The sequence below is a fragment of the Magnetococcus marinus MC-1 genome, from assembly GCF_000014865.1.
In the GTDB taxonomy this organism is placed as follows: domain Bacteria; phylum Pseudomonadota; class Magnetococcia; order Magnetococcales; family Magnetococcaceae; genus Magnetococcus; species Magnetococcus marinus.
In genome coordinates this window covers 2,736,506-2,752,850 of sequence record NC_008576.1, presented here as the reverse complement: position 1 = coordinate 2,752,850, position 16,345 = coordinate 2,736,506, and the positions used below count along the sequence as shown (strand labels likewise).

The 16,345-nt window shown below is 50.5% G+C and carries 13 protein-coding genes; 9 read left to right on the top strand and 4 right to left on the bottom strand.

The features are described 5' to 3' along the window. Nucleotides 1-307 precede the first annotated feature (307 nt). On the top strand, nucleotides 308-2,968 hold the full coding sequence (ppdK, locus tag MMC1_RS11245; RefSeq protein ID WP_011713817.1) for a pyruvate, phosphate dikinase: 2,661 nt from the start codon (nucleotides 308-310) through the stop codon (nucleotides 2,966-2,968). A 507-nt stretch (nucleotides 2,969-3,475) separates the two neighbouring features. Here the strand turns inward: ppdK and MMC1_RS11240 are convergent. After that, nucleotides 3,476-5,302, bottom strand: a complete 1,827-nt coding sequence (locus MMC1_RS11240; protein ID WP_011713816.1) for a SulP family inorganic anion transporter — start codon at nucleotides 5,300-5,302, stop codon at nucleotides 3,476-3,478. An 881-nt stretch (nucleotides 5,303-6,183) separates the two neighbouring features. Between MMC1_RS11240 and tnpA (MMC1_RS11235) the strand changes: the two genes are divergently transcribed. The 3 genes from tnpA (MMC1_RS11235) to tnpC (MMC1_RS11225) are packed head-to-tail and all read left to right on the top strand — an operon-like array spanning nucleotide 6,184 to nucleotide 8,500. Beyond that, nucleotides 6,184-6,525: an IS66 family insertion sequence element accessory protein TnpA gene (gene tnpA, locus MMC1_RS11235; RefSeq protein WP_011712018.1), complete on the top strand. Its 342-nt coding sequence runs from the start codon at nucleotides 6,184-6,186 to the stop codon at nucleotides 6,523-6,525. Then, nucleotides 6,525-6,884: an IS66 family insertion sequence element accessory protein TnpB gene (gene tnpB, locus MMC1_RS11230; RefSeq protein ID WP_011712019.1), complete on the top strand. Its 360-nt coding sequence runs from the start codon at nucleotides 6,525-6,527 to the stop codon at nucleotides 6,882-6,884. The genes tnpA (MMC1_RS11235) and tnpB (MMC1_RS11230) overlap by 1 nt, the downstream gene beginning before the upstream one ends. A gap of 35 nt (nucleotides 6,885-6,919) precedes the next feature. Further along, nucleotides 6,920-8,500 carry an IS66 family transposase gene (gene tnpC / locus MMC1_RS11225; RefSeq protein WP_011712020.1) on the top strand — a complete coding sequence of 527 codons (1,581 nt, stop codon included), beginning with the start codon at nucleotides 6,920-6,922 and terminating at the stop codon, nucleotides 8,498-8,500. A gap of 499 nt (nucleotides 8,501-8,999) precedes the next feature. On the opposite strand, the gene MMC1_RS11215 is transcribed toward tnpC (MMC1_RS11225), so the two are convergent. Beyond that, the gene (locus tag MMC1_RS11215; RefSeq protein WP_011713815.1) at nucleotides 9,000-9,245 is read right to left on the bottom strand and encodes a FeoA family protein; all 246 of its coding nucleotides are present in this window, start codon (nucleotides 9,243-9,245) and stop codon (nucleotides 9,000-9,002) included. Nucleotides 9,246-9,948: 703 nt separating this feature from the next. Here MMC1_RS11215 and MMC1_RS11210 point away from each other — a divergent pair. From MMC1_RS11210 to tnpC (MMC1_RS11190), 5 genes are all read left to right on the top strand, one after another. After that, entirely contained in the window at nucleotides 9,949-10,257 is a 309-nt protein-coding gene (locus MMC1_RS11210; RefSeq protein WP_041641179.1) for an STAS domain-containing protein, read from the top strand. Between the two features lie 324 nt (nucleotides 10,258-10,581). Continuing rightward, nucleotides 10,582-11,589, top strand: a complete 1,008-nt coding sequence (locus MMC1_RS11205) for a lysylphosphatidylglycerol synthase transmembrane domain-containing protein (RefSeq protein WP_011713813.1) — start codon at nucleotides 10,582-10,584, stop codon at nucleotides 11,587-11,589. Between the two features lie 103 nt (nucleotides 11,590-11,692). Beyond that, a complete protein-coding gene (gene tnpA, locus MMC1_RS11200; protein WP_011712018.1) occupies nucleotides 11,693-12,034 on the top strand; it encodes an IS66 family insertion sequence element accessory protein TnpA in 342 nt (113 codons plus the stop codon). Beyond that, the gene (gene tnpB, locus MMC1_RS11195; protein ID WP_011712019.1) at nucleotides 12,034-12,393 is read left to right on the top strand and encodes an IS66 family insertion sequence element accessory protein TnpB; all 360 of its coding nucleotides are present in this window, start codon (nucleotides 12,034-12,036) and stop codon (nucleotides 12,391-12,393) included. The genes tnpA (MMC1_RS11200) and tnpB (MMC1_RS11195) overlap by 1 nt, the downstream gene beginning before the upstream one ends. A 35-nt stretch (nucleotides 12,394-12,428) precedes the next feature. Further along, complete coding sequence (gene tnpC / locus MMC1_RS11190; protein WP_011713624.1) at nucleotides 12,429-14,009, top strand: IS66 family transposase; 1,581 nt, start codon at nucleotides 12,429-12,431, stop codon at nucleotides 14,007-14,009. A gap of 382 nt (nucleotides 14,010-14,391) precedes the next feature. Here tnpC (MMC1_RS11190) and MMC1_RS11185 read toward each other — a convergent pair whose 3' ends face one another. Both MMC1_RS11185 and MMC1_RS11180 read right to left on the bottom strand, forming a co-directional pair. Then, nucleotides 14,392-14,778 carry a sulfur globule family protein gene (locus MMC1_RS11185; RefSeq protein WP_041641178.1) on the bottom strand — a complete coding sequence of 129 codons (387 nt, stop codon included), beginning with the start codon at nucleotides 14,776-14,778 and terminating at the stop codon, nucleotides 14,392-14,394. 886 nt (nucleotides 14,779-15,664) lie between these two features. Further along, nucleotides 15,665-15,976 carry an MTH1187 family thiamine-binding protein gene (locus MMC1_RS11180; RefSeq protein WP_011713811.1) on the bottom strand — a complete coding sequence of 104 codons (312 nt, stop codon included), beginning with the start codon at nucleotides 15,974-15,976 and terminating at the stop codon, nucleotides 15,665-15,667. Nucleotides 15,977-16,345 lie beyond the last annotated feature (369 nt).

Genomic DNA, 16,345 nt, shown 5'->3' with positions numbered 1-16,345 from the left:
GCCCGCCCCAGACCGATAAAATCCACATAAATTTTTTGTCCTTTTGTGGGCAGCCAGGGTAGGGAAAAGTGGATTATCAAAGGGTTTTGGTTGTTGAGAGTAGGTCGGCCCTCTGGGGTTGGTGCGCCTGCGGCAGTGAATTTTTTTTCACAAATCGGCTGTGGATGTTAGTAACCTTTCTATTGTCATGAGGCGGGTTAAGGCGCACATTACACGGTTGAGCCTCCTTGCATATCAAAATATACATTTATCTGTAACTGCATGGGGTGCGACGTCCATTCTGGGATGACCACAGGAGATAAAATCCATGTCTACAGAGAAGTTTGTCTATGTTTTTGGTAACGGCCAAGCCGAGGGCGACGCTGGAATGAGTCACTTACTGGGCGGAAAGGGCGCCAACTTGGCAGAGATGACCCGTTTGGGGATTCCTGTTCCTGCTGGGTTCACCCTATGCACCGAGGTTTGCGGACTCTATTTACAGAAACGTCGCTATCCCGAACTTCTCAAAGAACAGGTGAACGAGGCGCTGCTCAAGGTGCAAAGTGCCATGGGGGCCGGTTTTGGCAGTGGGGATGATCCACTGTTGGTTTCGGTTCGCTCTGGGGCGCGGGTCTCTATGCCGGGTATGATGGATACCGTGCTCAACCTAGGGCTTAACGATCATACCGTGCAAGGATTGATTAAGCGTACCGGTGATGCTCGCTTTGCTTATGACTCCTACCGGCGGTTTGTGCAGATGTACGCCGATGTGGTGTTGGGGGTGGATCATCACCATTTTGAGGCCATGCTCAACGCCTTAAAACAGCAGACCGGTAAAGTGCAGGATACCGATATTACGGCAGATGAGTGGAAAAGTCTGGTTGCCCAATATAAAAACAAAGTGCTGGAAGTGACCCAAAAACCCTTTCCAGAAGAGCCTCAAGACCAACTATGGGGTGCCATTGGCGCTGTGTTTGACTCTTGGACCATCCCCCGCGCCATTACCTATCGGCGCTTGAATGAGATTCCTGAATCCTGGGGAACCGCTGTTACCGTGCAGGCCATGGTGTTTGGCAACATGGGGACAGATTGCGCCACCGGTGTGGCTTTTACCCGTGATCCCAGCACCGGCCATAACCGCTTTTTCGGTGAGTATCTGATTAATGCGCAGGGCGAGGATGTGGTGGCAGGCATTCGCACCCCGCAACAGATCACGCTGGAGGGTAAACGCCTCAATGGCTCCACGCTACCCGCCATGGAAGAGGCAATGCCGGAACTCTATAAAGAGTTGTATGCGGTGCAAAATCGCCTGGAGATGCACTATCGCGAGATGCAGGATATTGAGTTTACCATCCAGCGCAACAAACTTTGGCTGCTGCAAACCCGTACCGGAAAACGGACCGCCAAAGCCGCGCTGAAAATCGCCGTGAACATGGTACACGAAGGCTTAATCAATACCCGTGAAGCGGTCTCGCGGGTCTCGCCAGAATCCCTCAACCAACTGTTGCACCCGACTCTGGATCCAAAGGCCGACAAGCGGATTATCGCCAAGGGCTTGGCCGCTTCTCCTGGGGCTGCCACCGGGCGTGTGGTCTTTGAGGCCGACGAAGCCGAGCAGTGGGCCGCCACCGGTCAAATGGTGATCTTGGTGCGCGATGATACCAGTCCGGAGGATATTCACGGTATGCACTCCGCCAAAGGCATCATCACCGCGCGGGGAGGCATGACCTCCCACGCGGCGGTGGTGGCGAGGGGTATGGGGCGTCCGTGTGTCTCTGGCTGTGCGGGGCTCTCTATTAATATGGAAAATGAGCAGTTTAGCGTGGGTGGTGTGACGGTCGCCAAAGGGGATTGGGTCACGATTGATGGTTCTACCGGTGAGGTGATGTTGGGGCAGGTGCCCACCGTACCGCCAGAACTTTCTGGTGATTTTACCGCCTTTATGGAGTGGGTGGATGGCTTTACCCGCATGAAGGTGCGTGCCAATGCCGACACCCCCGACGATGCCCGCATGGCGCGCTCCTTTGGTGCTCAAGGGATTGGTCTGTGTCGTACGGAGCATATGTTTTTTGGGGCAGAACGCATCATCCATGTGCGGGGGTTGATTTTGGCACAAACCGAATCTGACCGCATGCGCGCCATTGATAAAATTCTGCCGCTTCAGCGTAGTGATTTTGCTGGACTGTTTCGCGAGATGAAGGGTTACCCAGTCATGATCCGACTGCTGGATCCACCGTTGCATGAGTTCATTCCCCATGATGAAGAGGGGCAAAATGAGGTCGCCTTGGTTTTTGGCATGCCCATTGACAAGGTGCGTGAGCGGGTGGCGAGTCTTAAAGAGTTCAACCCCATGCTGGGCCATCGGGGATGCCGATTGGGCATTAGCTTTCCAGAGATCTATGAGATGCAGGTACGGGCCATTATGGAGGCCGCCTGTCAATTGGTTAAAGAGGAAGGCTTTATCATTACCCCTGAGATTATGATTCCGCTGGTGGGCTTAGAGAGTGAGCTATCCTATCTACGGGAACGTGTGGTGGCTGTGTGTGAAACGGTGATGGGGGAGAACAGTGTACGTATTCCTTACATGATTGGTACCATGATTGAGCTACCACGGGCAGCTTTGATTGCCGATCAGTTGGCTAAGAGTGGTGAATTTTTCTCTTTTGGTACCAATGATCTGACCCAGACCACCATGGGTATCTCACGGGATGATGCCGGCCCCTTCTTGCAGGAGTATGTGCAGAAAAACTTGTTACCCAAAGATCCCTTTATCAGCATTGACCAAGATGGTGTTGGGCAGCTGGTACGGTTGGCGGCAGAAAAGGGGCGTTCCACCCGCCCAGAGATTAAGCTAGGTGTCTGTGGTGAGCACGGCGGTGACCCAGAGTCGATCCACTTCTTCGAAAAGGTAAAATTGGATTATGTCTCCTGTTCGCCGTTTCGGGTACCCATTGCGCGGTTGGCTGCGGCCCAGGCTGTGTTGGCATAAGTTAATATTCGTGGCGTAGGCTCGTCTGCTTAGCAGGCTGGAGTATGGCATAGGATAGGGGTACATAAGGGTTTTTCTCCTGATGGGCAGAGGGAGAAAAACCCTTTTTGCTTAATGCCACCGTAGATGTGCATCTGTGCTTAGCCATAACCCGCGTAAGCGAGCCTAAAGGCTGTCCTGTCATTGTACTCCCCCGCTTCTCCTCCAACTTGCCTGATGGGTCACACTCCTCCACCGCGGCCCTGTTATGTTGTCTCGTAGCTCGATGTGCGCCATGTTGTAAACCGGTGTCGCAGCAGCCCATCGCACGACCGTTGTGTTGTCTCGCGTCGCATTGTTCCCTTGGCACGAAGCCTGGTTAAATGAGGGTGCTTGGGGGTGGCTTTGTCTAACGCATACTCGTTTGTATGGTCCTGTCCCCCACCTAAAAAATAGGCAACATAAGTGCAAAAAGCGCGCTCAACATAAGCGCGCTTTTTGGTCAAAACAGGGGATCTTACAAACAGATTATTGAGGGTTGGTTACCGGCTTTTCGCGATAGAGGTCATCGAGAGAGTTAAGGCTATCGGTACTATGCTTGGACGGTTTACCACCACACTCCAAAAAGATATGAGACGAGCATTGGCTGCAAATATCCTTGTCAAGCAATTGGTAGACTTCGTGGATCGCCTCCCCTTTGCTTTCAAAAATATTCATCGCGCTAATCTCATCCAGATAAGGACCCTTGCTAATGGGTTCACACACACCGGGTTTAATACGTAGCAGGTAGAGCCCTCCCCCCATTTTGCGGCGCGTATGGGCCTCTTGAGCCAGCAGTTCCGCACCCGCAACATCCAAGAAATTAATGCCAGAGGCAACCAGCATGAGATGCTTTTGTTCAGGCGATTCCGTTCTGAGCCTGATAAAGGTCTCCTGAATATGGCTCACGGCACCAAAGAACAGCTCACCATCAATACGGATGATTTTCATCTGAGGGCAGGTGGGCAGATTGGGGTCAGTATTAAAGCGGCGCTTGGGCAGACGAGGATCCGGCACCCGCTCCAGCACACGGGGTTGGGAGGTCTTGAAGAGGAAGATAACCAAGGAGAGCAAAACCCCCAACAAAATGGCAAACTCTAATTCCAAGAACAGGGTGCCGCCAAAAGTTGTCACTAAAACGACACTATCGGAGTGACTGGTTTGGAAAATATTGCGGATATGGTGAAAGTCAATCAACCCCCAGGCCACCAAAAACAGGATAGCGGCCATCACAGCTTTGGGCATAAAGCTGGCCAAAGGTGCCGTGAGAGGGATGGTTGCCAGCAATACTAAGCCCCCAACGATAGCCGACAACTGGGTTTTAGCGCCGATCTGATAGTTTAAACCGCTACGGTTAAAGGAGCCCGTGGCAACGTAGGCAGAAAAGAAGCTGCCAACCAGATTAGAGAGCCCTTGGCCGATAAACTCTTGGTTACTATGCACATGCTGACCGCTTTTAATGGCCAGTGAGCGACCAATAGAGACCGCCTCCGTGAGCGCAAACAGGGTGGTCGCTAAGGCCAGTGGGGCAAGCTGTTTAAGGGTGTCCAGGCTCAATTGGGGCATGGCAAAGATGGGAAAATTGCCTGGGACATCCCCAGCCAAGATGATCTTAGCATTTTCGATATTGCTGTTAAAAAAGTAGGCCAATACCGAGCCAAACAGGATAGCCACGATCATATAGGGCACGCGGGGGAAGAATTTTTTGGTCAAAATACTGACCACAAGGGTGGATAAACCGACCACCAGGACGTAGAGATTGGTTTCATCCAAACGGGAGAAAATCTCTTTGAGCAGATCAAAAAAGTGGCCGCCGTGCTCCAGGTGAATCCCAAGAAAGTGCTTCAATTGGTGGCTGGCGATCAACAGTGCAGCCCCAGCGGTAAACCCAACCACCACCGAATGGGAGATAAAGTTAACCAGAGCCCCTAAGCGAGCAAAGCCCATAGCTAACTGAATGATACCAACCATAAAGGTCAAGGTTATGGCCAGTGCAACATACTGTTCCGATTCTGGCGTGGCAAAGCTGGAAAGTCCGGCAAAAATCACAATGGATGCTGCGGTTGTCGGTCCTGAGACCAAATGTTTGGAAGAGCCAAACAGGGCTGCAATAATGGCAGGGACCATACAGGTATAAAGACCATATTGGGGCGGTAGACCAGCGATGGCGGCAAAGGCCACCGCTTGGGGCAAGGTTACGATGGCACCAATCAAACCGGCTTGTAGGTCGGCATTGATGGTGGATCGGTTCATCTCCTTCATCCAGCTTAGGAAGGGGAATAGGAGGGTAAGAAAAGAAGCGCGAGAGGATTGCATGGCTAAGCCGTTCTGTTAATTTGATGCGAGGTTCGAGATAAAAAAACGGTTCGTAGGATGGTTAGGCCAGACACAGGGGTAAAGCCGCGTCATCCCCACAGCGTAGAAGCGCCTAAGTTACAAAGCGCGTGTACTTTTTTGCCATACTGTTTAAGAACCAGTGCAGCGATCTTAGGGGTTGCCATTGGTCGAACCGAAAAGATTTTCTCTATTTACAAGAGGGGACTGCCTAGTAGTCTTTGCAGTAAAAACGAGCATGTGTTGGTGTTTGTTGAAGAGCCAACTTGGTGCCCAAGCCTGGTCGGTTGGGGAAACTCGCTTCATATCACATCACCTTTGATAGGCGGATGCTTGGGTAGAATGTGTGGCGGGTGACAACATCGTTCACAAGCAGGTGTCAATTTATACGACGATTGAGCGTGCAAGTCAATAGTTGTAACGCACTGCGTATAATGACGAGGTTGGTATTTGAAAACCAGATAAAAACAATAAAAAGTGTAATTACACCAAAATATGGTGATAGTTTGGTTGTTTATGTGATTGTCTATGGGGGTTGCTATCACCCTTTTTGTTTCATTTGGCACCTTCTATAATTCAGGTAACTTTTAGGGGTAGGCTGTTTTGCTAAGCCCAGTTGAATCTTATTTATGGAGAGTGATCACCATGCCCTTATGGCGGCCATACCAGCGTGTTTGACGGTCGTAACCAGCCTGTGCGGCGTGTTACCAAGACGTTGTAAAGCCGTTTACAAGCGGTTCGTGATGCGGCTATTTCAGATAAAAGGGGGGTGGGCTGTTTGTAAGCGCCCATTTATCCCCAGGGTTCAGTTTGATCTGAAGGTATGTCACGCTTTCTGAAATTCAAAATTTTAGGAGGCGAACATGGAAGACAAATCAATTGAGGCGTCTGTGCTGAGTGAGAAGCAGCGGTACTGGCTGGATCATTTACGCAGTTGTCGTTCTGAGGTCGGCACCATTAAGGAGTACGCTGAAGTCCATAAGCTGAGCCTTCCATCGTTGTATTTTTGGAAGCGCAAGCTGACGCAAATGGGTTTTCTGGAAGAGTCAGGATCAGGCAAGCGACGTTTTCAGCGATTGGAATTGAGTTCAAAGTCTTCAGCAGGGGTCTGCCGGATTCAGTTCCCAAATGGTATGACGGTGGAGTGGTCAGGGAATGGTGGCGAGAGCTTGCTCTCTGTCCTGCGATCTGTGGCAGCCTTGTGATGATGCGCCCATCGCCGGATATTTCTGTCGTCCATCTTTGTTTGGAGCCGGTGGATTTCAGGAAGGGGATCAACGGACTGGCTGCATTGGTGGAGGCAGAACTGGAGTTGAATCCCTTTGATGAGGCTCTGTTCGTGTTTCGCAATCGATCATTGGACAAGGTGAAAATCCTTTACTGGGAACGTAATGGCTTCTGCCTGTGGCAAAAGCGGCTGGAAAAGGACCGATTTCACTGGTTGCGCCAGGGAGGTGCCGCAGAAATCCAAATCACGGGGCGGCAGCTGAATTGGCTACTTGATGGCTACAACCTGGCGGCAATGAAGGGTCACAATAAACTGCATTTTTCTTCGATTGTATAGAGTGTTAAGGCGGTTTTTTTGGTATAATTTCGGCTATGAAAACGCTACCAAAGACACTCCCTGATGACCCTGCCGCTTTGCGGGAAATAATACTTTCCTTGCAGGCTGAAAATGTCCTTTTACAGGACAAAAGCAAGCGTATGGAGCATGAAGCCCAGCTTCTGAGGGAGAAGCTGAATATTCTCATTGCCAAGCGGTTTGGGCGTTCCAGTGAGAAGAGCGATCCCCGTCAGTTGGGTCTGTTCGATGAGGCAGAAGTGACGGCTGCCGAGGAACCTGAAGAGGATGCCGAAGAGATCCAGGTTCCTGCCCATAGCCGCAAAGTGAAGTCCAAAGGGCGCAAGCCATTGCCAGAGTGGCTACCCCGGGTGGATATCATTCATGAGTTGCCTGAGTCGGCATTGGTTTGTGGCCTGGATGGTCACCATTTGGTCGAGATTGGCCGTGAGACCAGCGAGCAACTGGATATTATTCCGGCCAAGGTGCAGGTATTGCGGCACATCCAGATCAAATATGGCTGTCCTCATTGCAAACAGGGCGTGAAGACGGCCCCTACACCCAAACGTCCCATTCCCAAGGCGTTGGCTACAGCTGCTCTATTGGCCCATGTGGCGGTATCCAAGTATGCCGATGGGTTACCGCTCTATCGACAGGGCGCCATTCTGACCCGTGCAGGGATTGATGTCTGTCGAACCACGCTGGCCAATTGGATGATCCAGTGCGGCCAACTGGTGCAGCCGTTGATCAATCTGATGCGGGACAAGATGCTGGATTACGATATCCTGCAGATGGATGAAACTACGATTCAAGTGCTTAAGGAAAAAGATAAAGTTGCAGCCAGCAACTCCTATATGTGGGTACAGCGAGGTGGTCCCCCGGGTAGTCCGGTGATTTTGTTTGATTACGATCCCACACGCGGTGCCGAGGTTCCGAAACGGCTGTTGGCGGGCTATAAAGGCTGGTTGCAAACGGATGGGTATGCAGGTTATCTGGGTGTGGGTGCGCAGGAAGATGTGATCCTGATGGGGTGTTTTGCGCATGCCCGTCGTCAATTCGACGAGGCGATCAAAGCGTTGGGAAAATCCAAAAAAGGCAAGATAGGCAAGGCTGGGCAGGCACTGTCGCTGATCCGGAAACTGTACGCTGTGGAAAAGGATCTGCGTGAGGAAGAGGCTACTCCAGAGCGACGTTACAAGGTGCGCCAGGAGCGTTCCCGCCCCATTATCGATGAGTTGAAAACCTGGCTGGAAGATAATCGAGCAGGGGTGTTACCGAAAAGCAAACTCGGCGAAGCGATGGGATATCTGACCAATCAGTGGTCCTCTCTGATTCGATATCTTGATGATGGACGCCTGGAAATTGACAACAACAGAGCCGAGAACGCCATTCGCCCCTTTGTGATTGGCAGGAAAAATTGGCTCTTCAGCAACTCTGTTCGAGGTGCAAAGGCCTCGGCAAACCTCTACAGTTTGATTGAAACGGCCAAAGCCAATGGTTGGGAGCCCTTCGTCTATCTCACAAAGGTCTTTGAGGGCCTCGCCACAGCGCAAACCGTGGATGAGTTCGACTTGTTGCTCCCGTGGAATTTGAAATCTGCTGCTGAACCGGCAGGGTAGTTGATGGGGATAAATGGGCGCTTACGGCTGTTTTTGCCCTTAATACCAGTTTACGAGGTTTTTTTGGTGGGAGAGGGTAGGGGTTGAGGCGTGATTTTTTCAGGTTTTGCTACGCCACCGCATGATGCAAACGGGGCAGGCGTGCTACAGCTGCACCCACCTTTGCCGCACCCTTGCTGCTTGGGGTGCAAGGTGCGCTGTAGGCCACGCCAAAAATAGAAGAGTAGCCAGAGCCCAATGGGGATAAAAATGAACCATTCCCACCAACCGATCGAGTTCATGTCAAATCCCCCTAGTAAGCGTGCTACATTCTCTCCCCGAACACGGCAATCTATCGTCAAACCAGATAGAGTGGCGTGGCCCATCATTAATGCAACGCCATTCTTACACGTTCTCTTTAATTGGCGTGTGACGGGTCAAAGACCGATAGTATCCCGCAATAGATGTTCTGTAAAGTGCGGCGAAAATGTGCGCGATGGTGGGGTGCCGATTTTTAATGTCAGGGGTTAGGTGGCGTCAGCTCCAGGGGTTCGACCTTGATCTTTTCAGCGTCTTTATTGCGAAGGGAGAGCTCATACCCCATGATAACGTAGATGCGTGGGTCGCCAAAAGGGGCCTGATTGCGCAGCATGACCTGTTTGCCCGGAATGAGCCCCATGGAGGTAAAACGGTTACGCTCTTCTGCACTACCATGCACGCCAGAAATACGAGCGATATGACCTTTTTTTAACTCAAGCAGTGTCATGATTTACCCCAAAAAAAGTGATCATAGGTTGTTTATTCCACATCGTTTACCGCAAGAGTAAGGCATTGACTCAATAACAGCACTGCCTAGAGCTTGTGGTCGATGTAGCTTGGCCATTCTACAGAGCGAAGCACCTGCAAAGTCAGAAAAATAGACTGCTCAATATGATGTTTCAGAATACGGAAAAATGTATGATCCTTTCACAACAAAAAAATAGGAGATTGACCTTGTCAAAGCACATGGCAATAATTGAGAACGGTTTTCAATGTTGGGATTGGTTATGAATGGCACTCATTTGGCATAAAACACGCTTTTGTCCCTGTGCGCAAATGTTTATGGTCTCTATTGAGTGATGAGATTTTATAGGGAGACATTTCGGGACGGTTTGCCGACGCGAAACATAAAATGATCAGCACCTATCACTGAGTGGGCGAACTGGCCTAAAGTTGCACGGTTTCTGTCAAGAGGGTGAAAAAAATTTGGTTCCATAAAGTGTCCGTCTGGCAAATATGCATGGCGTTTAGATCTTTCATCGTGGCCACAGTAGCTGTGAAGAGTTGTTGGAAAAAGCGCTTGTAGCGTGCTAAGCTTCGGCCAATGGAGCATATAAAGGGAGCTGTGCGGGGGCGCCGGGTAAGATCCAAATATTGTTTGTTTCTTGAATGCGTGCGATCATTATACATATGGTATAAAGGATGCGGTGATGTTTTCATCCGAGGATATTGAAATTAATGAAGTTGGTTCGACAACCCACCTTAAATTAAACAAGCTGCTCTCTTTTGAGCACGCCGATCTGATGCGCCAGCTTGCTCTGAATGCTGCCAAACAGAGTTGTGTTCAAGTTGATTTTTCCAGGATCGCCATGCTGGATAGTGCCACCCTGGGTCTTCTGTTGATTTTAAAGAACAGTTTAAATAATGGCAGTTGTAACATCAGATTGGTCAATTTAAGCCCAGATCTTAAACGCATGATAAAAATCGCAGCTTTCGACAGTTTTTTTGAGTTAGGATGATGTTTTGAGTCGATAAAGTATTGTATTTTTGTTGTATTTTTTAGCGCGCAGTTTTTTATGCCGTTTGTGATCGTTTTATAAGCGCAACGTCGCCCACGGTGCCGTGATGGGGTAAATCAGGCCGATTTTTACCCCCCCCATGGTGTCGATTTAGCCGGTATGGATAACACCCTTAACTCTCGACGAGGCGCAGCCTCTGTGTGGTGTGATGCTTCTTACGACCGGCATCCCGTTTATATCCCCCGTTGTTTTGTCCAACCATTTGTACCCATCATTACGCAGGCCCATGTGGTGAAAATCGTCGTTCATGGTAAAGGGGCTGTAATGCTCAAGTTGATTTTGGTTACAACGCTGTTTTTAGCCCCTTTGCTGGTGTTTGTGGGGCTAGACTTGCAACAGGTTGCCCATTATTTTGAGCGGGTTGGGGTGGGGCATCTGCTGCTGTTTGTTTTGCTGGTCCTGCTCTCTACACTCATGCGTACCCTGCGTTATCGCTTGGTGCTGCGCATCCCTATCGCCTTCCGCACCCTATTGGGTATCCTGCTGCTGCACCAGTTCTATGTTACCTTTCTACCCATGCGTATAGGGGAAATAAGCATTCCGCTGCTCCTAAAACAGGAGGGGGTGCGCATTTCAAAATCAATCGGCCACGTCATTTTTTTACGCGTGGTTGATTTGATGAACATTTTGCTGTGGGTGGTGGTGCTAGGGCTGCTGTTTCGCAGCGAACTTTCTGCCCCATTGGCGCACGGTGTCGAGGTGTTGGTCTCGATTGGGGCGCTGCTGCTGTTGGTTATCCCGGTCTTTATCTTGTGCATGCCGCACATCAATAGGCGTATTGCTTGGCAAACATGGTTACCCATGGCCTTTAGGCAAAAACTCGCGCCGTTGCTCGTCTCCATGGGGCGCGTTTTTTACCGTCAGTCCCCCAGAACGCTTGTGTGGGTTATCGCGCTGACCACTGCTGCGACAGCGTTCAGTATCCTCTTCATCGTACTGCTGGCGCAGTTATGGATACCCGAAATAAGTTGGTCGCTGATCTCTATGGCCGCAAGCTTTGGTGCTTTAAGCTCGATTTTGCCAATCAATGGTCTGGCCGGGTTGGGTGGGCAGCAGGTGATTTCGGTGGCTATGTATAGTCAAATGGGCTTAAGCGCGCAGGAAGCGCTGGCTTTTACCATGGCGGCTTCTGTACTGGTTCTCTTTATTATTATGGGTACAGGCTTTTTGGGGGCGTTCTTGATCTATAAGCCAGGGCCGGGTAAAAGCATACTTGATCTGTTCAAACTCAGGCGTGCTTCTGTTTCTTCCAAAGATGGATCAACGGCCTAAGCTCTTTGGGTGCTTTTTATGTAAGCGCCCATTTATCCCCAGGGTTCAGTTTGATCTGAAGGTATGTCACGCTTTCTGAAATTCAAAATTTTAGGAGGCGAACATGGAAGACAAATCAATTGAGGCGTCTGTGCTGAGTGAGAAGCAGCGGTACTGGCTGGATCATTTACGCAGTTGTCGTTCTGAGGTCGGCACCATTAAGGAGTACGCTGAAGTCCATAAGCTGAGCCTTCCATCGTTGTATTTTTGGAAGCGCAAGCTGACGCAAATGGGTTTTCTGGAAGAGTCAGGATCAGGCAAGCGACGTTTTCAGCGATTGGAATTGAGTTCAAAGTCTTCAGCAGGGGTCTGCCGGATTCAGTTCCCAAATGGTATGACGGTGGAGTGGTCAGGGAATGGTGGCGAGAGCTTGCTCTCTGTCCTGCGATCTGTGGCAGCCTTGTGATGATGCGCCCATCGCCGGATATTTCTGTCGTCCATCTTTGTTTGGAGCCGGTGGATTTCAGGAAGGGGATCAACGGACTGGCTGCATTGGTGGAGGCAGAACTGGAGTTGAATCCCTTTGATGAGGCTCTGTTCGTGTTTCGCAATCGATCATTGGACAAGGTGAAAATCCTTTACTGGGAACGTAATGGCTTCTGCCTGTGGCAAAAGCGGCTGGAAAAGGACCGATTTCACTGGTTGCGCCAGGGAGGTGCCGCAGAAATCCAAATCACGGGGCGGCAGCTGAATTGGCTACTTGATGGCTACAACCTGGCGGCAATGAAGGGTCACAATAAACTGCATTTTTCTTCGATTGTATAGAGTGTTAAGGCGGTTTTTTTGGTATAATTTCGGCTATGAAAACGCTACCAAAGACACTCCCTGATGACCCTGCCGCTTTGCGGGAAATAATACTTTCCTTGCAGGCTGAAAATGTCCTTTTACAGGACAAAAGCAAGCGTATGGAGCATGAAGCCCAGCTTCTGAGGGAGAAGCTGAATATTCTCATTGCCAAGCGGTTTGGGCGTTCCAGTGAGAAGAGCGATCCCCGTCAGTTGGGTCTGTTCGATGAGGCAGAAGTGACGGCTGCCGAGGAACCTGAAGAGGATGCCGAAGAGATCCAGGTTCCTGCCCATAGCCGCAAAGTGAAGTCCAAAGGGCGCAAGCCATTGCCAGAGTGGCTACCCCGGGTGGATATCATTCATGAGTTGCCTGAGTCGGCATTGGTTTGTGGCCTGGATGGTCACCATTTGGTCGAGATTGGCCGTGAGACCAGCGAGCAACTGGATATTATTCCGGCCAAGGTGCAGGTATTGCGGCACATCCAGATCAAATATGGCTGTCCTCATTGCAAACAGGGCGTGAAGACGGCCCCTACACCCAAACGTCCCATTCCCAAGGCGTTGGCTACAGCTGCTCTATTGGCCCATGTGGCGGTATCCAAGTATGCCGATGGGTTACCGCTCTATCGACAGGGCGCCATTCTGACCCGTGCAGGGATTGATGTCTGTCGAACCACGCTGGCCAATTGGATGATCCAGTGCGGCCAACTGGTGCAGCCGTTGATCAATCTGATGCGGGACAAGATGCTGGATTACGATATCCTGCAGATGGATGAAACTACGATTCAAGTGCTTAAGGAAAAAGATAAAGTTGCATCCAGCAACTCCTATATGTGGGTACAGCGAGGTGGTCCCCCGGGTAGTCCGGTGATTTTGTTTGATTACGATCCCACACGCGGTGCCGAGGTTCCGAAACGGCTGTTGGCGGGCTATAAAGGCTGGTTGCAAACGGATGGGTATGCAGGTTATCTGGGTGTGGGTGCGCAGGAAGATGTGATCCTGATGGGGTGTTTTGCGCATGCCCGTCGTCAATTCGACGAGGCGATCAAAGCGTTGGGAAAATCCAAAAAAGGCAAGATAGGCAAGGCTGGGCAGGCACTGTCGCTGATCCGGAAACTGTACGCTGTGGAAAAGGATCTGCGTGAGGAAGAGGCTACTCCAGAGCGACGTTACAAGGTGCGCCAGGAGCGTTCCCGCCCCATTATCGATGAGTTGAAAACCTGGCTGGAAGATAATCGAGCAGGGGTGTTACCGAAAAGCAAACTCGGCGAAGCGATGGGATATCTGACCAATCAGTGGTCCTCTCTGATTCGATATCTTGATGATGGACGCCTGGAAATTGACAACAACAGAGCCGAGAACGCCATTCGCCCCTTTGTGATTGGCAGGAAAAATTGGCTCTTCAGCAACTCTGTTCGAGGTGCAAAGGCCTCGGCAAACCTCTACAGTTTGATTGAAACGGCCAAAGCCAATGGTTGGGAGCCCTTCGTCTATCTCACAAAGGTCTTTGAGGGCCTCGCCACAGCGCAAACCGTGGATGAGTTCGACTTGTTGCTCCCGTGGAATTTGAAATCTGCTGCTGAACCGGCAGGGTAGTTGATGGGGATAAATGGGCGCTTACCTTTTTATGACCTCGGTGAGCGGGGGGTGTGGTGTTTCCACGCTATCATTCCTTACTGTGCTAAGCGAATCGACTTCACACAATCACTCTGACAGGTGCTCTTTTCGGTGAACGGGTGATACGCCAAAGCCTAACCATTACGGCGTTGATGTGTGGCCCATTACGTGGGTTGGTAGGGGTGATGCCCATGGCTGGGCTTGCGGGGTTATTGTGGTGAAGTTGCGATAGGTGTTCCGCGCTTGCTCAAGCAGATGCCGGGTGTGGTCGCAAACAAAAACACGGGTGAGCGTAGAGCAAAAAAAAGCCCCCGCTTGCGCGGGGGCTTTTTAATTTAAACCCAAAAGGGTTCAGCAAACCTTACTTAGCAGCAGGTGCTGGTGCAGCAGGTGCTGTAGGCATGACGGGGTAGCCGCCCATGGGGTAACCGCCCATGGGGTAGCCGCCCATGGGGTAACCATAACCACCCATAGGATAGCCACCGTTGTAACCATTGTAGCCATTGTAACCGTTGTAGCCACTGCCGTTATAACCGTTGTAGCCGTTGCCGTTACCAGCAGCGTTGCCACTCATGTTAAAACCAAAATTACCAGAACCGGTGCCGTTACCAGCGCCATTGCCCCAACCGTTACCGTTATTGTTGCCCCAACCGCCATTGTTGCCCCAAAAAGCGTTGGCGTCAGAAGCTTGAGCCATGGAAAGAGCGCCAACCAGGGCAGCAACAGCCAGCATGTTAATTTTTTTCATGGTGATCTCCAGTATAAATAGGTCTGACAAACAGACCGAATTATGATCGTTAGGAGCCATGCTGGCTTGCAGTCATGACGACGATCAGAAAACGCTATATGGGTAGTGTTACCCTAAAAGCGTATAAAAACGTATAAAAAGCATTACGTTGTAGTGGATTAAGATCTGTAAGCTCGATCATTCACCACGGTTGATGCCGGGGCGAAGGGGGTATGGCGCACGTGTCTTAGTGTGCCAAGCGCACTTAGCATCATGCTAAGCGGTGTGCGGAAACGGGCTTGTGTTTGTGTGCTGCTTTTAGGCATGCCCGCCGTGAATAAGTGATATTTTAATAACAGATCGAATGTATGCTTGCAATCAAATTCCAAGATCTCATTGAAATTAATTGTAAAAATAGTGTTACAGATCCTGTCATTGTTGTAGCTTGTGTGTGATAACTTCCTATAATCCACATGTTTTTGTAAAAATAGCCCGAGAAAATCAAACAAAGTAGGTGGTGTGTCGAATTTATTTTGGATTTATAGAAAATACAAGGTTAAGCCTGAGACAGGTTAGACATCATGAATTGACCTGCCCTACCTCCCCAGCACTGAGGGTGTGCATGGACGATCTATGCTGTCGAGGCTCTTAACTAGGAAAGGGGGGCTCGGTTAGCTGTGAGCGCCCATGGAACCCATGAGCCAAGGGGGTGACGATCTAAGTTTGAGCCGTGTGGTGTGCTGGAGGAGCCCTTTGTTAAAAGCGTTGTTAGGGAGAACTTGGTCGGAGGGGCTGCCTACAAGCGCTTATGGCGTGGGGATCGCAGATGCGCCTGACACGTAAGACCATGCCTCAAGTGTAAGCGCTTGCGGCAGACAGCACTTAAAACGGGATGGTTGGGCGCGGTCTAGTGATTGACTGTACGGCCAAGTTTGGCCTCTACGGACTGAATTTTGCCCTCTAACCGGCCTGTTTTGCCGCTGCGAACATCCGCTTTTATTGAAATAGAGATGCGGTTACAATCGCTATTCATTTTTTCATAGCATTGTTTGATCACGGCCATAACCTCGTCCCACTCTCCTTCAATGCAAGTACCCATAGGGCCAAGCTTGTAGGGCAGGCCGCTGTTGCTAATGATCTCCAGAGAGCGTGCCACATAGGTGCTTACACTCTCGCCTTTATCTAATGGGGTCATGGAAAATTCCACCAAAACACTCATCGTTGGCTTCCTCGTTGGTTGCAGTTATCGAGACCCTGGATGATTGAACGCTATGGCAAGGTAAGGTGGCGTCTTCCTCTAGCCCAGAACGGCAAGTGCGGTTTGCTTAGGCTGCGCATCATCCAACATAGAGATCCATACTATAAGGAGCGCTGCAACCATGTAAAGTAAGGCTGAGCATGGTGGATTTCCTGGTCATGCTTGGCAGGGTTAACGGTGGAAAAAATTTAAAGCCCGTAGAAATGAGCATGGTTTGGACGTAGCGCGGGAAAATGCAGTGAACTTAAAATAAGCATTGCATTAAGGCGCTGATATGGATATTTTCTTGGTCTCGGTCACGCTGGGCCTGCGCTTAACAAGGGTTTGCAT